The sequence below is a fragment of the Mycobacterium sp. NGS48 genome, assembly GCF_059812585.1.
The window spans coordinates 579,748-595,573 of sequence record NZ_JCALCY010000002.1 but is presented as its reverse complement, the minus strand read 5'-3'; the positions used below and the strand labels follow the sequence as shown (position 1 = coordinate 595,573).

Sequence of the window (15,826 nt, the reverse complement as noted above, 5' to 3'; positions counted from 1 at the left end):
ATCAGCTTCCCAACTCGATCGGGGCCCCAACCAGGGAGCCGTATTCCGTCCAACTGCCGTCGTAGTTCTTGACGTTCTGATGTCCGAGCAATTCCTGCAGCACGAACCAGGTGTGCGATGACCGCTCACCGATCCGGCAGTAGGCGATGGTCTCCTTCGACCCGTCCAGGCCGGCGCCGGAGTAGAGCTTGGCCAAGTCCTCGTCGGACTTGAAGGTGCCGTCCTCGTTGGCGGCCTTGCTCCACGGCACGTTGATCGCGCTCGGGATGTGCCCGGGCCGCTGGCTCTGTTCCTGTGGCAGGTGCGCCGGGGCCAGGATCTTGCCGGAGAACTCGTCGGGGGAGCGGACGTCGACCAGGTTCTTGGCGTTGATGGCGTCGATGACTTCGTCGCGGAAAGCCCGGATCGAGTTGTCGGGGGCTTTGGCGGTGTAGGACGTCGCGGGGCGCTTCACGGTGTCGGTGGACAGCGGACGACCGTCGAGCTCCCACTTCTTGCGACCGCCGTCGAGCAGCTTGACCTTGTCGTGGCCGTAGAGCTTGAAGTACCAGTAGGCGTAGGCGGCGAACCAGTTGTTGTTGCCGCCGTAAAGGATCACGGTGTCATCGTTGGAAATACCGCGGTCACTCAGCAGCTTGGAGAACTGCTGGGCGTCGACAAAGTCGCGGCGGACCGGGTCTTGCAAGTCGGCGCGCCAGTCCAGCCTGACCGCGCCGGCGATATGACCGGTGTCGTAGGCGCTGGTGTCCTCGTCGACTTCGACGAAGACGGTGTTAGCGGCGTCGAGATTGCTCTCGGCCCAGTCAGTCGAGACTAGGACGTCGGAGCGTGCCATGGTGTGGATCCTTTCGGTTGGTTACGCAGGTGCGTCACGAGCGGGTAGAGCTGGCAGCCCAGGCAGATGCCGAAGGCGGCGTTGAGGAAGGCCGCCACCAGAGCGGCCGCGGTGGCGACGATGCCGAGCAGAGGAATGCCGGCAGCGAACCCGGAAACGCCGACGACGGCGAAAACAAAGCCGACCAACTGAGCGAATTTCAGCGGGGGCACCGGTTCACGCTCGCGGACCGGGCCCAGCCGCGGCGCCACCAGGTTGGCGAACACCAAGCCGTAGGGGTGTTTGCGCGGCCCGGCCCACGCGCCGATCGCGAAGACGACGGCCTGCCCGGCCAATATGACGGTGGCGGCCGGCGCGCTGGATCCGGCGACAATCAGCGTGACCACCAGCACTGCGGTGGTGACCCAGGCGACGAATCGCGGGCCGCGAACGTCTACCTGGGCGGTGGTGTGGGATTTCGACGACAAAGAGCTGCTCCTGTTGACAACGGAAGGGCTGGAGGCACGCCAGAATGGCTGCTCCGAGAGTGGCGCAAACTGCGCTACTCAGCAGCTACAACAACAGCAACAACCCGCGGTGCGGCACAGATCCACTGCGCGACGCTTGGTGAGCACGAGCTCGAGGCGGGCGGACACGATGCACAGCTTACCCAATGGCCCGACAATCAAGCCAATAGCGGGGTCAACGCCGAGCGCAGCTCAGCGGCCCTGGGGACGCCGGCGGTGCGATAGCGCTGCTGACCGTCGGCATCGAAGATGAACGTGGTAGGTAGCGACAGGACCGAAAGCTTGCGTGCCGCAGCAGGGTTGGCGTCCATGTCGATTTCCACATGCGCCACGTCGCCAAGATCAGCGCAGACCTGGCTGACCACCCGTCGCACCTGGTCGCACGGTCCGCACCACGGGGCGCTGAAATGCACGACGGTCGGCCCGTCTGGCGATAAGCCGAGATCGCTGGTGTTTAGCGTGCTGCGGGGATCGATCGGCCGGAGCTGGCCGGCTCGGCGGGTCAGCAGCCACCCGGTCGCGGTCGCCAGCACCACCGCGGCCGCGATCGCGACGAGTGCAGTCATGCTTGATTGAACCCGTCGAGGGTGATCGTTACTCCCTTGGTGATGCCTTCGATGATCACATCGGAGCCGCGCGCCCCCTGACTCGTCGGCGCCACCCCGAACGGAAGCTTCTGGTCGGGCAGCTGCTGGCGGAAGGCGGCCAGCACAGCGTCCCTTTTATCGTCGGGCACCTTCTGGTTGGCGGTATCCGGGCCGGTCAGCACGCCGGTCGGGGTGAACGCCAAGGTGGTCCGGTCCTTGCCGGTGATCGACAGGTCCACCGAGACGCTGACCCGCTTGTCGAAGTGTGCCGATTTCGGGGTGCCGGTGAACACCAGCCCGCGGCTGCCGGAGATCCCGGATTCGGTGGTGCCGCCGGTAGCATCGTTGGTCTCCTGCGGTGGCGCCTCGACCATCAGGTCGCTGATGCCCAGGTATCGCCCGAGGTGGGTCGAGTCGATGATGATGCGGCTCTCCAGCTTGCCGACCGGAAGCTTGGCGTCGGGCCGGATCAGCCACGACGCGTCGGTCAGGCCGATGGAGTGCATGGTCGCCTCCAGTGTGGCCTTGCCAACCCGAGGCTGATCGACCGCAGTGGCTTTGACCTCCAGTTCGTCGTAATGGCGGCGCATTGCCTGCGGGATGACCGGAAACCCGAGGATCGCGACGAATGGGTCTGACCCCAGATGCGCGGTGTCGCGCAGCGTCCGGGATAACCGGTACTCGGCGTAGACGGTGATTCCAAAATCGATCCCGACAGCTCCGATGAGCACGAGTACGACGGCCAGCAATACGCCTACCGCACCGACCAGCACCCTACGCATCCGCTTATTGTGGCGTGCATCGTCACCGGGCGAATCAGCAGGTAGCACGCTATCGTTAGATGACCTGGCCGCTGAATCTGGGGAACGCCTTTCCCACGACGCTGGAGGGGCTCGTTGGATCTACTGCTGCTGACCGCGGAGCCGCACCCCGACTCGGTCCTGCCGTCGTTGTCGCTGCTCGCCCACACCGTGCGAGCGGCCGCGGCGGACGTGTCCTCGCTGCTGGAAGCCGGTAGCGCCGACATCGTGCTCGTCGACGCGCGTAATGACCTGCCGGCGGCGCGCGGCCTGTGCCGCCTGCTGGGCACCACGGGCCGGTCGATCCCGGTGGTGGCGGTGGTCAGCGAAGGCGGGCTGGTGGCGATCAACGCCGATTGGGGCCTTGACGAGATTCTGCTGCCCGGTACCGGACCAGGTGAGATCGATGCTCGGCTGCGTTTGTTGGTCGGCAGACGCGGTGGCCTGGCCGACCAGGAGTCCGCCGGCAAAATCAGCCTCGGCGAATTGGCCATCGACGAAGGCACTTACACCGCTCGACTGCGCGGCCGTCCCCTGGATCTCACCTATAAAGAATTCGAACTGCTGAAGTACCTGGCGCAGCACGCCGGTCGGGTGTTTACCCGAGCACAGCTATTGCATGAAGTGTGGGGCTACGACTTCTTCGGCGGCACCCGGACCGTCGACGTGCACGTGCGACGGCTGCGGGCCAAGCTCGGGCCAGAATACGAATCGTTGATCGGTACGGTACGCAACGTGGGCTACAAGGCGGTCCGACCCGCCCGCGGCCGATCTTCGGGGGAGGACTCGGACACCCCCGCGGACAACGAGCCAGAACTGGACACAAGCCAGGACCCGCTAGTCGACCCGTTGCACAGCCAGTGACCCCGCCGGACTGGCGCTCCGAGCTGACTGCGGCCGAGCAGCAGCAAGTACGTGAACTTGTCACGGCGGCAATCGAATTCGATGGCGTAGCACCCGTCGGCGAGCAAGTTCTGCGGGAGTTAAGCCACGATCGCACCGAGCACCTCGTGGCCACCGGCCAAGACCGGGACACGGTGGTCGGCTACCTCAACCTCAGCCCACCGCACGACGATTTCTTCGGCATGGCCGAGCTTGTGGTTCATCCGCAAGCCCGTCGGCGCGGTGTCGGTGCCGCCATGATCAAGGCTGCGTTGACGAAAACCGATGCGCGCAATCGTTTCTGGGCACACGGCACATTGGACGCGGCCCAGGCGACGGCGGCGGCCCTGCATCTGGCACCGGTGCGCGAGCTCATCCAGATGCGCCGTTCGTTGAACACCGCCGCCGCGCCCGCAACGCCGGACAGGGTGCGAATGCGGACCTACGCCGGAAGCAGCGACGATGCGGAGCTGCTTCGCGTCAACAACGCCGCATTCGCCGGACATCCGGAACAGAGTGGCTGGACGTCGGCCGACCTGGCCGAACGCCGCGGCGAACCCTGGTTCGATCCGGACGGGCTGTTTTTGGCGTTCGACGAGACGAGCGACGAGCTGCTGGGCTTCCATTGGACCAAAGTGCATCCCGACGCTGCGGGCCTCGGCGAGGTCTACGTCGTCGGGGTCGACCCGTCGGCGCAAGGTCGCGGCCTCGGTCGTGCACTGACCGCCGCTGGCATCGCATACCTGGCGCGGCGGCTGGCCGACGCCGCCGATCCCACGGTGATGCTCTACGTGGAATCCGACAACACGGCCGCGCTGCGCACCTACCAACAGCTGGGCTTCACTGTCGCCAGCATCGACACCGCCTATGCCGCAAACGATCCCTGACGTACACGGCCGGCCTGCCGGTGACAGCGGCGCCGCCCAATACCGGCGAACCGGTTTCGGATGACCTGGTGACCTCACTAGCGTAAAGGTTGAGCTGCGAACTTCATCGGTGAGAAAGCGAGATCAGTGAGGCGCAACACGGTGGGTAAAGCGTTGGTAGCGGCGGTGGCCACCAGTGTGGTTTTGGCCGGGTGCGGCAGCGACGACAACATCGGTACCACCACCGGGGCATCGAAGGGATCGGTTAAATGTGGCGGCAAGGACGAGCTGGCCGGTGAAGGGTCGACCGCTCAGCAGAATGCGATTGCGCTGTTCAACCAGGCTTGGGGCCGGTTGTGCGCTGGTAACAACGTTTCCTACAACGCGACCGGCTCGGCCGCTGGACGCGAGCAGTTCGTCGCGGGGCACGTCGATTTCGCCGGCTCGGACTCGCCGTTGAGATCCGACCAGATCAATCCGGCTGCCAAACGCTGTCACGGGCATCCGGTATGGCACCTGCCGTTGGTGTTCGGACCGGTTGCGGTGGCCTATCACCTCGATGGGGTCAATCCGCTGATCGTCAACGCCGATGTGCTGGCGCGAATCTTTAGCGGCGCCATCACCAGTTGGCGTGATCCGATGATCGCCGCGCTGAACCCCGGCGTGGCGATACCCGACATCGAGATCACACCGATCTACCGCTCGGACCCGTCGGGCACCACTGACAACTTCCAGAAGTACCTGGTGGCGGCCGCCCCGCAAACCTGGACCAAGGGCACCGGCACCGATTTTCAGGGTGGCGTGGGCGACGGCGCCCAAACGTCGGGCGGCGTGGCGCAGGCCGTGCAATCCACTCCGGGCGCCATCGGCTATGTCGAGAAAAGCTTCGCAGATCAGGCCCGGATCTCGTATGCCCAGATCGACACCGGCAGCGGAGCCGTCGCCCTCACCGACCACACCGCCGCCACCGCTATCGAGGACGCCAAGTTCATCGGCAGCGGCAACGACCTCAAGTTGGATCTGCAGGCGCTCTACAGCACCAGAGAGCCTGGTGCCTACCCGTTGCTGTTGGCGATATACGAGATCGTGTGTTCCAGGGGGTACGACCTGGCTACCTCCGGGGCAGTGAAGTCATTTTTGAACGTGGCCACCCACGACGGTCAGAGCGGTCTCTCCTCGGCCGGCTATGTTCCACTGCCCGCCAAGTTCAAGACACGCCTGGTCGCCGCGATCAACGCGATCGATTGATTGATCCGGCGGCTGCCGGTGCGAAAGATAGATGGCAGAACAGGAAGCTATGGGACCAGCACTTCGGCATCTGCGACATACTGGCCGGTATGATGTGTCACCAGACGACCGGCCGGTGTGCCTGCGTCGGTGTCGGGGCCAGGGTGGTCGCGAAAGTCGTTGAGCCTAAGAAATTCTAGGCAGGAGCGTGCGTTGGCTAAGAGGTTGGACCTCAAAGACCTCAACATTTATTACGGGTCGTTCCACGCGGTTGCCGATGTATCGCTGTCGGTTCTTCCTCGCAGTGTAACCGCGTTCATCGGCCCGTCCGGCTGCGGTAAGACGACGGTGCTGCGCACGCTCAACCGCATGCACGAAGTTCTCCCGGGAGCCCGCGTCGAGGGCACGGTGCTGCTCGACGACGACGACATCTACGGCTCGGGCATCGACCCTGTCGGTGTACGCAGGGCGATCGGGATGGTGTTTCAGCGGCCAAACCCATTTCCCACCATGTCGATACGCGACAACGTGGTGGCCGGATTGAAGCTTCAGGGTGTGCGCAACCGCAAAAAACTCGACGACACGGCTGAATACTCGCTACGCGGCGCCAACCTGTGGGACGAGGTCAAGGACCGGTTGGACCGGCCCGGCGGCGGGTTGTCCGGCGGCCAGCAGCAGCGGTTATGCATCGCGCGAGCCATCGCGGTGCAGCCAGACGTGTTGCTGATGGACGAGCCGTGTTCGGCGTTGGACCCGATCTCGACGATGGCGATCGAAGATTTGATCGCCGAGCTCAAGCAGGACTACACCATCGTCATCGTCACTCACAACATGCAGCAGGCCGCGCGGGTCAGCAACCAAACCGCATTTTTCAACCTCGAGGCCGTCGGCAAACCCGGTCGACTGGTCGAGATCGACGACACCGAGAAGATCTTTTCCAACCCGACCCAGAAGGCCACCGAAGATTACATTTCCGGCCGTTTTGGCTAGCCGGACGTGGGCACCGCGTCGTCTTCGGGGAACTTGCCGGTCGCCTGGAAGATGACTCGACGTGCTACCTCGACGGCGTGATCGGCGAAGCGCTCGTAAAATCGGCCCAGCAACGTGACGTCGACGGCGGCGGCCACTCCGTGCTTCCACTCCCGGTCCATCAGCACGGTGAACAAGTGCCGATGCAGGTCGTCCATGGCATCGTCTTCTTCCCGGATGCGCGCCGCCTTCTCCGGGTCGCGTGACAACAGCACCTCCTGTGCGCTGTTGCCTAATTCGACTGCTACCCTGCCCATTTCGGCAAAGTAACCGTTGACCTCTTCAGGTAGTGCGTGCTGGGGATGACGCCGGCGCGCGATCTTGGCGACATGCAGGGCCAGCGCACCCATACGGTCGATATCTGCGACCATCTGGATTGCGCTGACAATCGCCCGCAGATCACCGGCGACAGGAGCCTGCAAGGCCAACAACACGAAAGCGCTTTCCTCCGCACGGGCGCTCAGCCGCGCGATGTTTTCGTGGTCGGAGATAACCTGCTCGGCCAGCACCAAATCTGCCTGCAGCAGCGCCTGTGTTGCACGTTCCATGGCGGCTCCGGCCAGCCCACACATCTCGCCGAGTCGTTCGGAGAGCCCCGAAAGTTGTTCATGGTAGGCGGTCCGCATATCGCCAAGACTACGTTCTCAGCCGCCGAAATGGCATGAAGCGCCACTCATGCACGCGAAAACTCCTGCGGTTACTCGCAGGTGGTATCGGCGGCGTTGGTGACCGTCAGGTCTTCGGGAAGTTTGGTGGGTGTGCTGTGTGCGTTGCGGTCGATTTGCACGCTGATTGACGAGCCGCTGGGTGGGGGCGCACTCACTTTGGAGAAGTCAGACCCGAGAACCACCTGGACCCCGTGAATTCCGCTGACCCGCTCAACCTTTGAATTGGCCAGCGTCGATGCCACTGTGGCGGCGGCCTGCTCGTTGCCCGGTGAGAAGAAGACCGTGGTGGATTTCAGTGAGCTCGGGTAGTCGGACGGCTCCATGACGTTGAAACCCTGTTGTTGCAGTTCATCGGTGGCCGTGGCGGCCAGACCCGTCTTTCCGGTCGAGTTCAAGACCTGGACGGTGACGTCCTGGGGGGCCGTCGTGACGGCTTGGACATGCTCGGCATGTGCCTCAGCGGCGGGGCTTGGCGGCGGCGCTGTGCTGGTAGTCGACTGGGTGGACAGGCTCGCCGTCGCATTCTTGTCGTTTTCACCGGGCAGCGGGTCGTCGTTGATGATGGCGTCGAAGAGCGCTCGCATGTCGGAACTGCGGGGCGGCTCGTCGCCGTTCTCGTCGGTTTCGCCGGTCGGTACCGTCACGAAGGTAATGTGCCCGGCCGAGACGCCCTGTACCGATTGGCCGAGGTCGACGAGGTCTTTGGTTTTGACGTTGTCGACGTAGCTGTCGCCGATGAACATGTTGACGACGTTGTTGAGCTTGCTCAGCGAAAAGAACGTGTCCCTGGAAATCAGCGATCGCAGCAGCGACGACAGAAACAGCTGCTGACGTTTGATGCGCCCGTAGTCGCCGTTGTTCTCGGTGGTGACGTTGCGCGCCCGCACATAGTTAAGCGCTGTCGTGCCGTCGATGGTCTGGCGGCCGGCATGGTCGAGCACCGTGCCCAACTCGTAGTCCTTCAGTGCGGTAGTGCTGCAAACCTCGACGCCGCCGAGCGCGTCGACCATTTTGGCGAAACCGGAGAAGTCGATGGCCATGAACCGGTTGATGGAAAGGCCGGACAACTTCTGGATGACCTTCACCAGGCATTTGGGGCCGCCGAATGCGAACGCGGAGTTCAGTTTCGTCTCGGTATAGACGTATCTCGACCCGTAGGTCCCGGTGTCCTCGTCGTAGAGCGGGCCGTAGGCGCCGGTGTCGGGATTCCAAGCCTCGCATTTCATCGGCGTAATCGCCAGGTCGCGCGGAAAAGACACCGCGACCACGCGTTTGCGGTTGGCCGGGATGTTGACCAGCATGATGGTGTCCGATCGGGCGCCGCCAGCGTCTTCGGTGTCGCCGGCGCCCATTTCGCTGTTCTCCCCGGCACGCGAGTCGACCCCGACGATCAGGAAGTTCTCGTCGCCGTATTGCCCATTGGGGTCGACGATGTCGCGGGAATGCGGGTCCAGTGCGCTGATGGTGTTGAGCCTGTTGTTTTTCGAGGCGCTCCACTGCCACGCCCCGCCGGTCAGCGCCAGCGACAACACGGCGATCAGGGCCGCCACCGAGCGCCCGGCCGCCAACAGCGGCCCGCGCTTGCGTTTCGGTTCGGGTGCCGGGGCTTCGGCAGCTGTAGCCGTTCCGGTGATCCGCGCCGGCGGCACCTTTTCTGACACCGTTGGCAGCACGGTGGTCTCTTGAGACTGGGCGCTGCGCCGTGGGCGGTGAGCTACGTCGAGGTCCGGCAGCTCAGATGCGTAGGCCGACGACGTCGACACGGCGTAGGCATCGTATCGATACACCGGCTGGGCGTCGGGGGCGGCGGGGACCAGGTCGGGCGGCTCTGTTTCCTTGGCAGCGCGACGATGGCTGGGCCGGACCGTCGCCTGACCGCCGACCTTGGCGATCAGTTCGGCGACGCTGAGCCCACCTCCGGTGTGACATCCGGTCGGCTCGCTGTCATCGGGCTCAGCGGGCTCGGTTGGCGGTGGCGACCATCGACTAACGGGGTCGGCGTCATGGGCCGGCGAACCGAATCGTTCCCACGGCGCGGCGCCCGGGGCATGGGAGGGGCCGGGAGTGGCTTCATCGGCGCCAAAGTCGCCGTCACTCATGTCCTACCGGCCTCCGAAGCTCCGATGAGATGCCCGTAAACATCTGTGTGTTCGTGCGCATACATCAGGGCAGTGCTGGCGGTGGCAGCACTGCGGTTCCACGCGACCGGTGTGGTCGCGCCCGTTGTTCTCGCTCTCGTCCAGCGGCGCCCCGGCGGGTCCCGCCACGGGGCACATTGCAACAAGTTCCACATCGTAGCCAGCCCTCGGCAGAAACGCGATGTCGAGGTGGTCTCGATTCAGCCACCCGAGTGCATGATGTCGGCGCCCGCCGGCACCGTGCAGTCGTCGCGGTCGGTCAGCCAGCCGTCGGGCAGAGCCACCCGAGCCGGTGACCCCTGCCGGCCCCGCGGGCCGGTGGCCGCATCCGGAAATGGAACAGCCGCGTCCAGCTCGTCGAGCAAAACGTCGAGCTCGGCCAATGTCTTGACGAGCGCCAATGCTCGTCGCAGCTCGGATCCGGCCGGGAACCCATGCAGATACCAGGCGACGTGTTTGCGGATATCGCGCATGCCCTTGTCTTCGCCGAAGTGCGCGGCCAACAACACACCGTGGCGGCGGACGATGTCGGCCACCTCACCCAGGGTTGGCGGGGTCGGCGGTGGACTGCCGGTGAAGGCGGCTGACAGTTCGGCGAACAACCAGGGGCGGCCCAGGCAGCCGCGGCCGATCACGACGCCGTCGCATCCGGTGGCGGCCATCATCGTCAGCGCGTCGCTGGCGTCGAAGATGTCCCCGTTGCCCAGCACCGGGATCGTTCGCACGTGTTGCTTGAGCGCGGCGATCTGATCCCAGTCCGCAGCGCCGGAGTAGCGTTGCGCCGCGGTGCGGGCATGCAATGCGACGGCGGCCGCGCCTTCGGTTTCCGCGATGCGGCCGGCGTCCAAATGGGTGTGGTGGGCGTCGTCGATGCCGACGCGGAACTTCACGGTCACGGGAATGTCGGTGCCGTCGGTCGCCCGCACTGCCGCCGCGACGATTTGGCCGAACAGCCGCCGCTTGAACGGCAAGGCGGCGCCGCCACCGCGTCGGGTCACCTTCGGCACCGGACACCCGAAGTTCATGTCGATGTGATCGGCCAGGCCCTCGTCGGCGACCATCTTGAAGGCCTCATATGTGGTGGCCGGATCGACGGTGTACAGCTGCAGCGATCGCGGGGACTCGTCGGCGGAGAATGTCGTCATGTGCATAGTGGCCGGATGCCGCTCGACGAGCGCGCGGGCAGTCACCATCTCGCAGACGTAGAGACCGCTGACGGTGCCGACCTTGGCTTGTTCCAGCTCACGGCACAGCGTGCGGAACGCGACATTGGTCACGCCCGCCATTGGGGCCAGCACCACCGGGCTGGCGAGCGTGATGGGGCCGATGCGCAACGGCGGGCTACCGCCGGCTCATCGTCAGCGTGCCTGCGGTTTTGTGCAGTTCGGCTGCGGTGACTTTCTTGCCCGTGCGGGCTTCCCGGTCGAGTTGGCGCTGCTTGGACACCTCGAACTTTTCACAGGTCTGCTCGAGCTCTTTGATCAGCACCGCCAGGTCGTCACGCATCGCCGCGGCCTCGCCGCTGAAATCCTCACGCTCGAAGATGCGCCATTTCTTCAGCACCGGCATCACGACGTCATCGAGGTGGATGCGCGGGTCGTACACCCCACCGACGGCGATCATCACGGCCTTGCGCCGGAACTCCGGCACCTGGTAGCCGGGCATCTGGAAGTTGCGCAGCACCTTGTGCAGCGACTTCATCGCCTGGTTGGCCGCGATCTCAAAACCGGCCTCGGTGACGTCGCGGTAGAAGATCATGTGCAGATTCTCGTCGGCCGAGATCTTGGCCAACAGCTTGTCGGCGATCGTCTCGTTGCACGCCTTGCCCGTGTTGCGGTGCGAAATCCGGGTGGCCAGCTCCTGGAAGGTGACGTAGATGATCGAGTCGAACAGGCTCTCGGCGAACAGGTCTTCTCGAACCTGCTGATTCTGGCCTGGACTGAAGCCCCGGTTCACCACCTCGAGGCGCAGTTTCTCCAACTCGACCGGGTCAACTGCCCGAGTTACCACCAAATAGTCGCGCAGCGCGATGCCGTGCCGGTTCTCCTCGGCGGTCCAGCGGTTGACCCACTGTCCCCAGGCGCCGTCCATGCCGAAGTTCATCGCGATCTCGCGGTGATATGACGGCAGGTTGTCCTCGGTCATCAGGTTCTGCACCATCGCCACCTGGGCGACGTCGGAAAGCTGAGACTGCTCTGGATCCCAATCCTGCCCGCCGAGCGCATAGAAATTCTTCCCGTCCGACCACGGGATGTAGTCGTGCGGGTTCCAGTTCTTGTGCATGCTCGAATGCCGGTTGATGCTCTTCTCAACGACCGGCTCGAGTTCCTGCAACAGCTGTAGGTCGGTCAAGTCTCCCGACATGGACCCTCCGGTTATCTGTGTCTGTTGGTTGCAGTCAATATATCTGTGTATGTCAGTAGCAGCAAGTTTGTGTCCCGGCGTGGCGCTAGTACGTCGCGGCCCTGCTGAGCAGCATGTCGACGCAGTAGTCAATGAACTGCTCGCGGCTGGCCGCCAGGCGCCCGTCCAGGTACGCGGTGAACAGCGCGGTCAGGCCGCCGATCAAGCTGGTGGCCACCATGTGCTGGCGGATGGGATCGCCGATTCGGGTCAGCTTGCGCTGCAGCAAGTCGATGAAGCTGGGCATCCACTCGGCGCCGGAGCGGGTCAGCACGGGCTCGACCCCGGGCGCCAGCAGCAGGACCCGCCCGCGCACCGGGTCGTCGACCATCAGTGCGACAAATCTCTCGACGGCCTCCCGCGGTGTGCCCGCCGACATCAGTGTCGACATCGCGCGCGTGCAGACATCGTCGTACACCGCGCGGACGAATTCGTCACGGTCGGCGAAACTTTCGTAGAAGTAGCGCTCGGTGAGTCCGGCTTCCCGGCATACCGCCCGCACAGTCAGAGCGGGACCGCCTTCTTCGCCGAGCAGCTGCACGCCGGCGCCGACGAGGTTGTCGCGGCGCAGCGCCTGCCGATCCTCCAAGGGGACACCGGACCAGCGGCCCCGTCGTTGACCCGACGACACAGCCCTCCTAAACTGGATAGTGACAACGCATGTAGTCAGGTTGGCTGACGACCGACAGGAACCTCACCAGTGACTCAAGATACTTCTGAGGCGCACCCGCTGACCAGCGATGGCGGGTCCGGCGAAGTGGCCAGCGGCTGCCCGGTCTCGCCGTCGGGGTACGACGCGCCGCCGATGCCGCTCGGACCCGACTCGCTGACGTGGAAATACTTCGGCGATTGGCGCGGCATGCTGCAGGGACCGTGGGCCGGTTCCATGCAGAACATGCACCCGCAGCTGGGCGCGGCCGTCGAAGACCACTCGACGTTCTTCCGGGAGCGCTGGCCGCGGCTGCTGCGGTCGCTCTACCCGATCGGCGGCGTCGTTTTCGACGGTGACCGCGCTCCGACGACCGGCGCCGAGGTTCGCGATTACCACACCGACATCAAGGGCACCGACGCGCAGGGCCGCCGCTATCACGCGCTGAACCCCGACGTCTTTTACTGGGCGCACTCGACCTTCTTTGTCGGCACATTGCATGTGGCCGAACGGTTCTGCGGTGGCATCACCGAGGCGCAGAAGCGCCAGCTGTTCGACGAGCATGTCGAGTGGTACCGCATGTATGGCATGAGCATGCGCCCGGTGCCGAAGAGCTGGGAGGAGTTCCAGATCTACTGGGACCACATGTGCCGCGAGGTGCTGGAGAACAATTGGGCGGCACGCCAAGTGCTCGACCTCACGGTTCTGCCCAAACCGCCGTTTGCGCAATGGATTCCGAATTGGTTGTGGCAGGTGCAGCGCAAACTAATGGCACCGTTCTTCGTCTGGCTGACGGTAGGCCTCTACGATCCGCCGGTGCGCGAGTTGATGGGCTACAGCTGGTCACCCCGTGACGAATGGCTGCATCGCCGGCTCGGCGACGTCGTGCGCCTGGTCTTCGCCGTGGTGCCCCCGCGTTACCGCAAGCATCCGCGGGCTCGTGCCGGGTGGGACCGCGCCACCGGTCGCATCCCGGCCGAGACACCGCTGGTGCACACGCCCGCGCGTAACCTGCCCCCGCTGGACGAGCGCGGCAACCCAAAGCACTACTGCCCCAACGTGTAACGCGTGCCCCTTAGTGGGCGTGGCTGTGTGCTTCCTCGAGGCCGGACTGATGCACGTGCTGGTGAGCGTGCTCGGTGCCGTCGTCGTGGCTGTGAGCGTGGTCGTGCTCGACGTGCTCATGCTCGTGGCTGGTGTGCTCGTGCGTGTGAGCGACGCCGTCGTGTTCGTGTTCGTGGGCGTGCGGCGTTTCGTGTGGGTGGGTGTGGTGCGACATGATCCTCATCTCCTTTGTTGTGCTGTCACTCTGGCAACCACCTGCAGCCCCGCATCGGAGCGGTGGTGCGGTGGAACCCCTGGGCCGGCATGCTCGGCGTTGAAGACGGCGTCGGTAACCAGTTGGCAGATGTGCTCGTTTTCCATGCTGTAGAAAATCGTGGTCCCTTCGCGGCGGGTGCGCACCAATCGCGCCATCCGCAACTTCGCTAGGTGCTGAGAGACCGATGGCGCCGGTTTGCCGACATGTTCGGCGAGCTCGTTGACCGACATCTCGCGTTCGGTGAGCGACCACAGCACCTGGACCCTGGTCGCGTCGGCCAACATCCGAAACACCTCGACCACCAGGCTGACCTGATCGTCCGGCAATCGGGATGCTCTGTTATCTGCATGCATACGCAAATAATAGTGCAACTGAGTGCAGGGTTGTCAAGGCTTCGATTCAATCGACGGCTGAATTCGCCGCGCGGCGGTCACCGCCGTTGCGTTCCCGCCAGAACCGATAGACGTCCACCGCTGCCTCGCTGGGCTCGTGGCGCATGGGCAGCCGGCGTTGCTCCCAGGGCTTGGCGAACTCGTCGTAGAAGGTGGCGAGCTCGAAGTACTTGCGGTCGTCGACGTAGTACGGCTCGTATTCGTCGCGCGACGTCAGGAAGACCACTTGATCGGGTGAGCAGTAGTACAGCGCACCGAGACACATCGGGCACGGGTGGGCCAGCACGTAGATAGTGGTACCGACGAGGTTCTCAGTGCCCAGTTGCTTACATGCCTGCCGGATGGCGAGGATCTCCGCGTGGGCGGTCGGGTCGTGGGTCTGGGCCACCTGGTTGGCGCACTCGGCGAGGATGTCGTCGTCCTTGACGATGACCGTCGCAAACGGGCGGCCCCCTTCGGCGACGTTATGCCGAGCCAGGTCGACGGTCCGTTGGACGAAGTCCATGTCCCCAGGCTAGCTCCGGCATATGGGCGAATAACTAGCTGATCTATATTAATGAAAACCGAGATAGGAGCATGCCGATGCGTTCCGATAGCGACAGCTGGGATCTGGCGTCGAGCGTCGGGGCGACAGCAACGATGGTCGCCGCTCAGCGTGCGCTGGCCGCTGCGGGGCCGGAGCCGCTGATCGACGACCCGTTCGCCGCACCGCTGGTGAGGGCAGTCGGCATCGATGTCTACACCCGGCTGGTCAACAATGAGATTCCCGTCGAGGCGGACTCCGAATTCGATCCGGACCGCATGGCCCGGGGGATGGGTGTCCGGACCCGGTTCTACGACCAGTTCTTCCTCGACGCGACGAAAAGTGGTGTCCGCCAGGCGGTCATCCTGGCGGCCGGTTTGGATGCTCGGGCCTATCGCTTGCCCTGGCCGTCCGGCACGGTTGTCTACGAAGTCGATCTGCCCGAGGTCATCGAGTTCAAGACCACGACACTGAGCAGGCTCGGCGCCGAGCCGACCGCCGAGCGGCGCACTGTTGCCGTTGACCTGCGCGACGACTGGCCGGCGGCGGTGCGTGCCGCCGGGTTCGACGCCGATGCGCCGGCTGCGTGGAGCGCCGAGGGTCTCGTGGTGTACCTGCCGCCTGACGCCCAGGATGCGCTGTTCGACAACATCACCACACTGAGTTCTGGCGGCAGCCGGCTCGCCTGCGAATTCGTCCCGGACACACGCATTTTCACCGACGAACGGTGGCGTACACATCACGAGCGGATGAGTGAGCTCGGGTTTGACATCGACTTCAACGACTTGGTCTACCATTTCGAGCGCAGCCACATCATCGACCACTTGACGCGACACGATTGGCAGGTCAACCACCGCACCGTCGCGCAACTGCACGCCGACAACGGCTTCGTCTATCCCGACGACGAGGTCGCTGCGGCGTTCGCCGACGTGACTTACCTCAGCGCCGTGCGCTAACCGCCGGAATCACTCCGTCAGAATACTTGTTATACTAACTAAGT

The 15,826-nt window shown here is 64.5% G+C and carries 19 protein-coding genes; 6 read left to right on the top strand and 13 right to left on the bottom strand.

All coding sequences use genetic code 11. From position 1 onward, the window contains the following. Position 1 precedes the first annotated feature (1 nt). From AC5Y42_RS06640 to lmeA, 5 genes are all read right to left on the bottom strand, one after another. A complete protein-coding gene (locus AC5Y42_RS06640) occupies positions 2-835 on the bottom strand; it encodes a sulfurtransferase (protein ID WP_499896683.1) in 834 nt (277 codons plus the stop codon). Beyond that, positions 814-1,302, bottom strand: coding sequence for a DUF4395 domain-containing protein (locus AC5Y42_RS06635; protein ID WP_499896682.1), 489 nt, complete (start codon positions 1,300-1,302; stop codon positions 814-816). Before AC5Y42_RS06635 ends, AC5Y42_RS06640 begins: the two co-directional genes overlap by 22 nt. A 78-nt stretch (positions 1,303-1,380) precedes the next feature. Then, entirely contained in the window at positions 1,381-1,470 is a 90-nt protein-coding gene (locus AC5Y42_RS06630; RefSeq protein ID WP_419866417.1) for an Ms5788A family Cys-rich leader peptide, read from the bottom strand. A 29-nt stretch (positions 1,471-1,499) separates the two neighbouring features. Next, complete coding sequence (locus AC5Y42_RS06625) at positions 1,500-1,907, bottom strand: thioredoxin family protein (protein WP_499896681.1); 408 nt, start codon at positions 1,905-1,907, stop codon at positions 1,500-1,502. Beyond that, on the bottom strand, positions 1,904-2,710 hold the full coding sequence (gene lmeA / locus AC5Y42_RS06620) for a mannan chain length control protein LmeA (RefSeq protein ID WP_499896679.1): 807 nt from the start codon (positions 2,708-2,710) through the stop codon (positions 1,904-1,906). The genes AC5Y42_RS06625 and lmeA overlap by 4 nt, the downstream gene beginning before the upstream one ends. 114 nt (positions 2,711-2,824) lie before the next feature. Between lmeA and AC5Y42_RS06615 the strand changes: the two genes are divergently transcribed. From AC5Y42_RS06615 to pstB, 4 genes are all read left to right on the top strand, one after another. Further along, positions 2,825-3,592 carry a winged helix-turn-helix transcriptional regulator gene (locus AC5Y42_RS06615; RefSeq protein WP_499896678.1) on the top strand — a complete coding sequence of 256 codons (768 nt, stop codon included), beginning with the start codon at positions 2,825-2,827 and terminating at the stop codon, positions 3,590-3,592. Beyond that, complete coding sequence (gene mshD / locus AC5Y42_RS06610) at positions 3,589-4,497, top strand: mycothiol synthase (RefSeq protein WP_499896677.1); 909 nt, start codon at positions 3,589-3,591, stop codon at positions 4,495-4,497. Before AC5Y42_RS06615 ends, mshD begins: the two co-directional genes overlap by 4 nt. 141 nt (positions 4,498-4,638) lie before the next feature. Then, a complete protein-coding gene (pstS, locus tag AC5Y42_RS06605; RefSeq protein ID WP_499896675.1) occupies positions 4,639-5,724 on the top strand; it encodes a phosphate ABC transporter substrate-binding protein PstS in 1,086 nt (361 codons plus the stop codon). Positions 5,725-5,916: 192 nt separating this feature from the next. Then, complete coding sequence (pstB, locus tag AC5Y42_RS06600; RefSeq protein ID WP_499896673.1) at positions 5,917-6,693, top strand: phosphate ABC transporter ATP-binding protein PstB; 777 nt, start codon at positions 5,917-5,919, stop codon at positions 6,691-6,693. On the opposite strand, the gene phoU is transcribed toward pstB, so the two are convergent. The 5 genes from phoU to AC5Y42_RS06575 all read right to left on the bottom strand — a co-directional run bounded on the left by phoU (position 6,690) and on the right by AC5Y42_RS06575 (position 12,572). After that, positions 6,690-7,358, bottom strand: a complete 669-nt coding sequence (gene phoU, locus AC5Y42_RS06595) for a phosphate signaling complex protein PhoU (protein WP_499896672.1) — start codon at positions 7,356-7,358, stop codon at positions 6,690-6,692. The two genes, pstB and phoU, sit on opposite strands and share 4 nt — an antisense overlap. 71 nt (positions 7,359-7,429) lie before the next feature. Continuing rightward, positions 7,430-9,499, bottom strand: a complete 2,070-nt coding sequence (locus AC5Y42_RS06590) for an LCP family protein (protein ID WP_499896670.1) — start codon at positions 9,497-9,499, stop codon at positions 7,430-7,432. Positions 9,500-9,738: 239 nt separating this feature from the next. Beyond that, positions 9,739-10,872: a tRNA dihydrouridine synthase DusB gene (gene dusB / locus AC5Y42_RS06585; RefSeq protein WP_499896668.1), complete on the bottom strand. Its 1,134-nt coding sequence runs from the start codon at positions 10,870-10,872 to the stop codon at positions 9,739-9,741. Positions 10,873-10,879: 7 nt separating this feature from the next. Further along, positions 10,880-11,902 (bottom strand): acyl-ACP desaturase, encoded by a 1,023-nt coding sequence (locus AC5Y42_RS06580; RefSeq protein WP_499896666.1) that lies wholly within the window; start codon positions 11,900-11,902, stop codon positions 10,880-10,882. Positions 11,903-11,987: 85 nt separating this feature from the next. Next, entirely contained in the window at positions 11,988-12,572 is a 585-nt protein-coding gene (locus AC5Y42_RS06575; RefSeq protein WP_499896665.1) for a TetR/AcrR family transcriptional regulator, read from the bottom strand. Between the two features lie 69 nt (positions 12,573-12,641). Here AC5Y42_RS06575 and AC5Y42_RS06570 point away from each other — a divergent pair, with 69 nt between their 5' ends. Beyond that, positions 12,642-13,655, top strand: a complete 1,014-nt coding sequence (locus AC5Y42_RS06570) for an oxygenase MpaB family protein (protein WP_499896663.1) — start codon at positions 12,642-12,644, stop codon at positions 13,653-13,655. 10 nt (positions 13,656-13,665) lie between these two features. Here the strand turns inward: AC5Y42_RS06570 and AC5Y42_RS06565 are convergent, their stop codons facing one another. Genes AC5Y42_RS06565 through AC5Y42_RS06555 form a run of 3 tightly spaced genes read right to left on the bottom strand, consistent with a single transcriptional unit; the run spans position 13,666 to position 14,808 of the window. Further along, positions 13,666-13,869: a zinc transporter Slc39a7 gene (locus AC5Y42_RS06565; RefSeq protein ID WP_499896662.1), complete on the bottom strand. Its 204-nt coding sequence runs from the start codon at positions 13,867-13,869 to the stop codon at positions 13,666-13,668. A gap of 5 nt (positions 13,870-13,874) precedes the next feature. Next, positions 13,875-14,264 carry an ArsR/SmtB family transcription factor gene (locus AC5Y42_RS06560; RefSeq protein ID WP_499896660.1) on the bottom strand — a complete coding sequence of 130 codons (390 nt, stop codon included), beginning with the start codon at positions 14,262-14,264 and terminating at the stop codon, positions 13,875-13,877. Positions 14,265-14,310: 46 nt separating this feature from the next. Next, positions 14,311-14,808 carry a nucleoside deaminase gene (locus AC5Y42_RS06555; RefSeq protein ID WP_499896658.1) on the bottom strand — a complete coding sequence of 166 codons (498 nt, stop codon included), beginning with the start codon at positions 14,806-14,808 and terminating at the stop codon, positions 14,311-14,313. Positions 14,809-14,885: 77 nt separating this feature from the next. On the opposite strand from AC5Y42_RS06555, the gene AC5Y42_RS06550 reads away from it, so the two are divergent. After that, positions 14,886-15,782 (top strand): SAM-dependent methyltransferase, encoded by an 897-nt coding sequence (locus tag AC5Y42_RS06550; protein ID WP_499896656.1) that lies wholly within the window; start codon positions 14,886-14,888, stop codon positions 15,780-15,782. Positions 15,783-15,826 lie beyond the last annotated feature (44 nt).

Coding starts and splice junctions, on each gene's coding strand:
- AC5Y42_RS06640 (WP_499896683.1), bottom strand. CDS start 835: ATGGCACGCTCCGACGTCCTAGTCTCGACTGACTGGGCCGAGAGCAAT.
- AC5Y42_RS06625 (WP_499896681.1), bottom strand. CDS start 1,907: ATGACTGCACTCGTCGCGATCGCGGCCGCGGTGGTGCTGGCGACCGCG.
- lmeA (WP_499896679.1), bottom strand. CDS start 2,710: ATGCGTAGGGTGCTGGTCGGTGCGGTAGGCGTATTGCTGGCCGTCGTA.
- phoU (WP_499896672.1), bottom strand. CDS start 7,358: ATGCGGACCGCCTACCATGAACAACTTTCGGGGCTCTCCGAACGACTC.
- AC5Y42_RS06590 (WP_499896670.1), bottom strand. CDS start 9,499: ATGAGTGACGGCGACTTTGGCGCCGATGAAGCCACTCCCGGCCCCTCC.
- AC5Y42_RS06580 (WP_499896666.1), bottom strand. CDS start 11,902: ATGTCGGGAGACTTGACCGACCTACAGCTGTTGCAGGAACTCGAGCCG.
- AC5Y42_RS06565 (WP_499896662.1), bottom strand. CDS start 13,869: ATGTCGCACCACACCCACCCACACGAAACGCCGCACGCCCACGAACAC.
- AC5Y42_RS06560 (WP_499896660.1), bottom strand. CDS start 14,264: ATGCATGCAGATAACAGAGCATCCCGATTGCCGGACGATCAGGTCAGC.
- AC5Y42_RS06555 (WP_499896658.1), bottom strand. CDS start 14,808: ATGGACTTCGTCCAACGGACCGTCGACCTGGCTCGGCATAACGTCGCC.
- AC5Y42_RS06550 (WP_499896656.1), top strand. CDS start 14,886: ATGCGTTCCGATAGCGACAGCTGGGATCTGGCGTCGAGCGTCGGGGCG.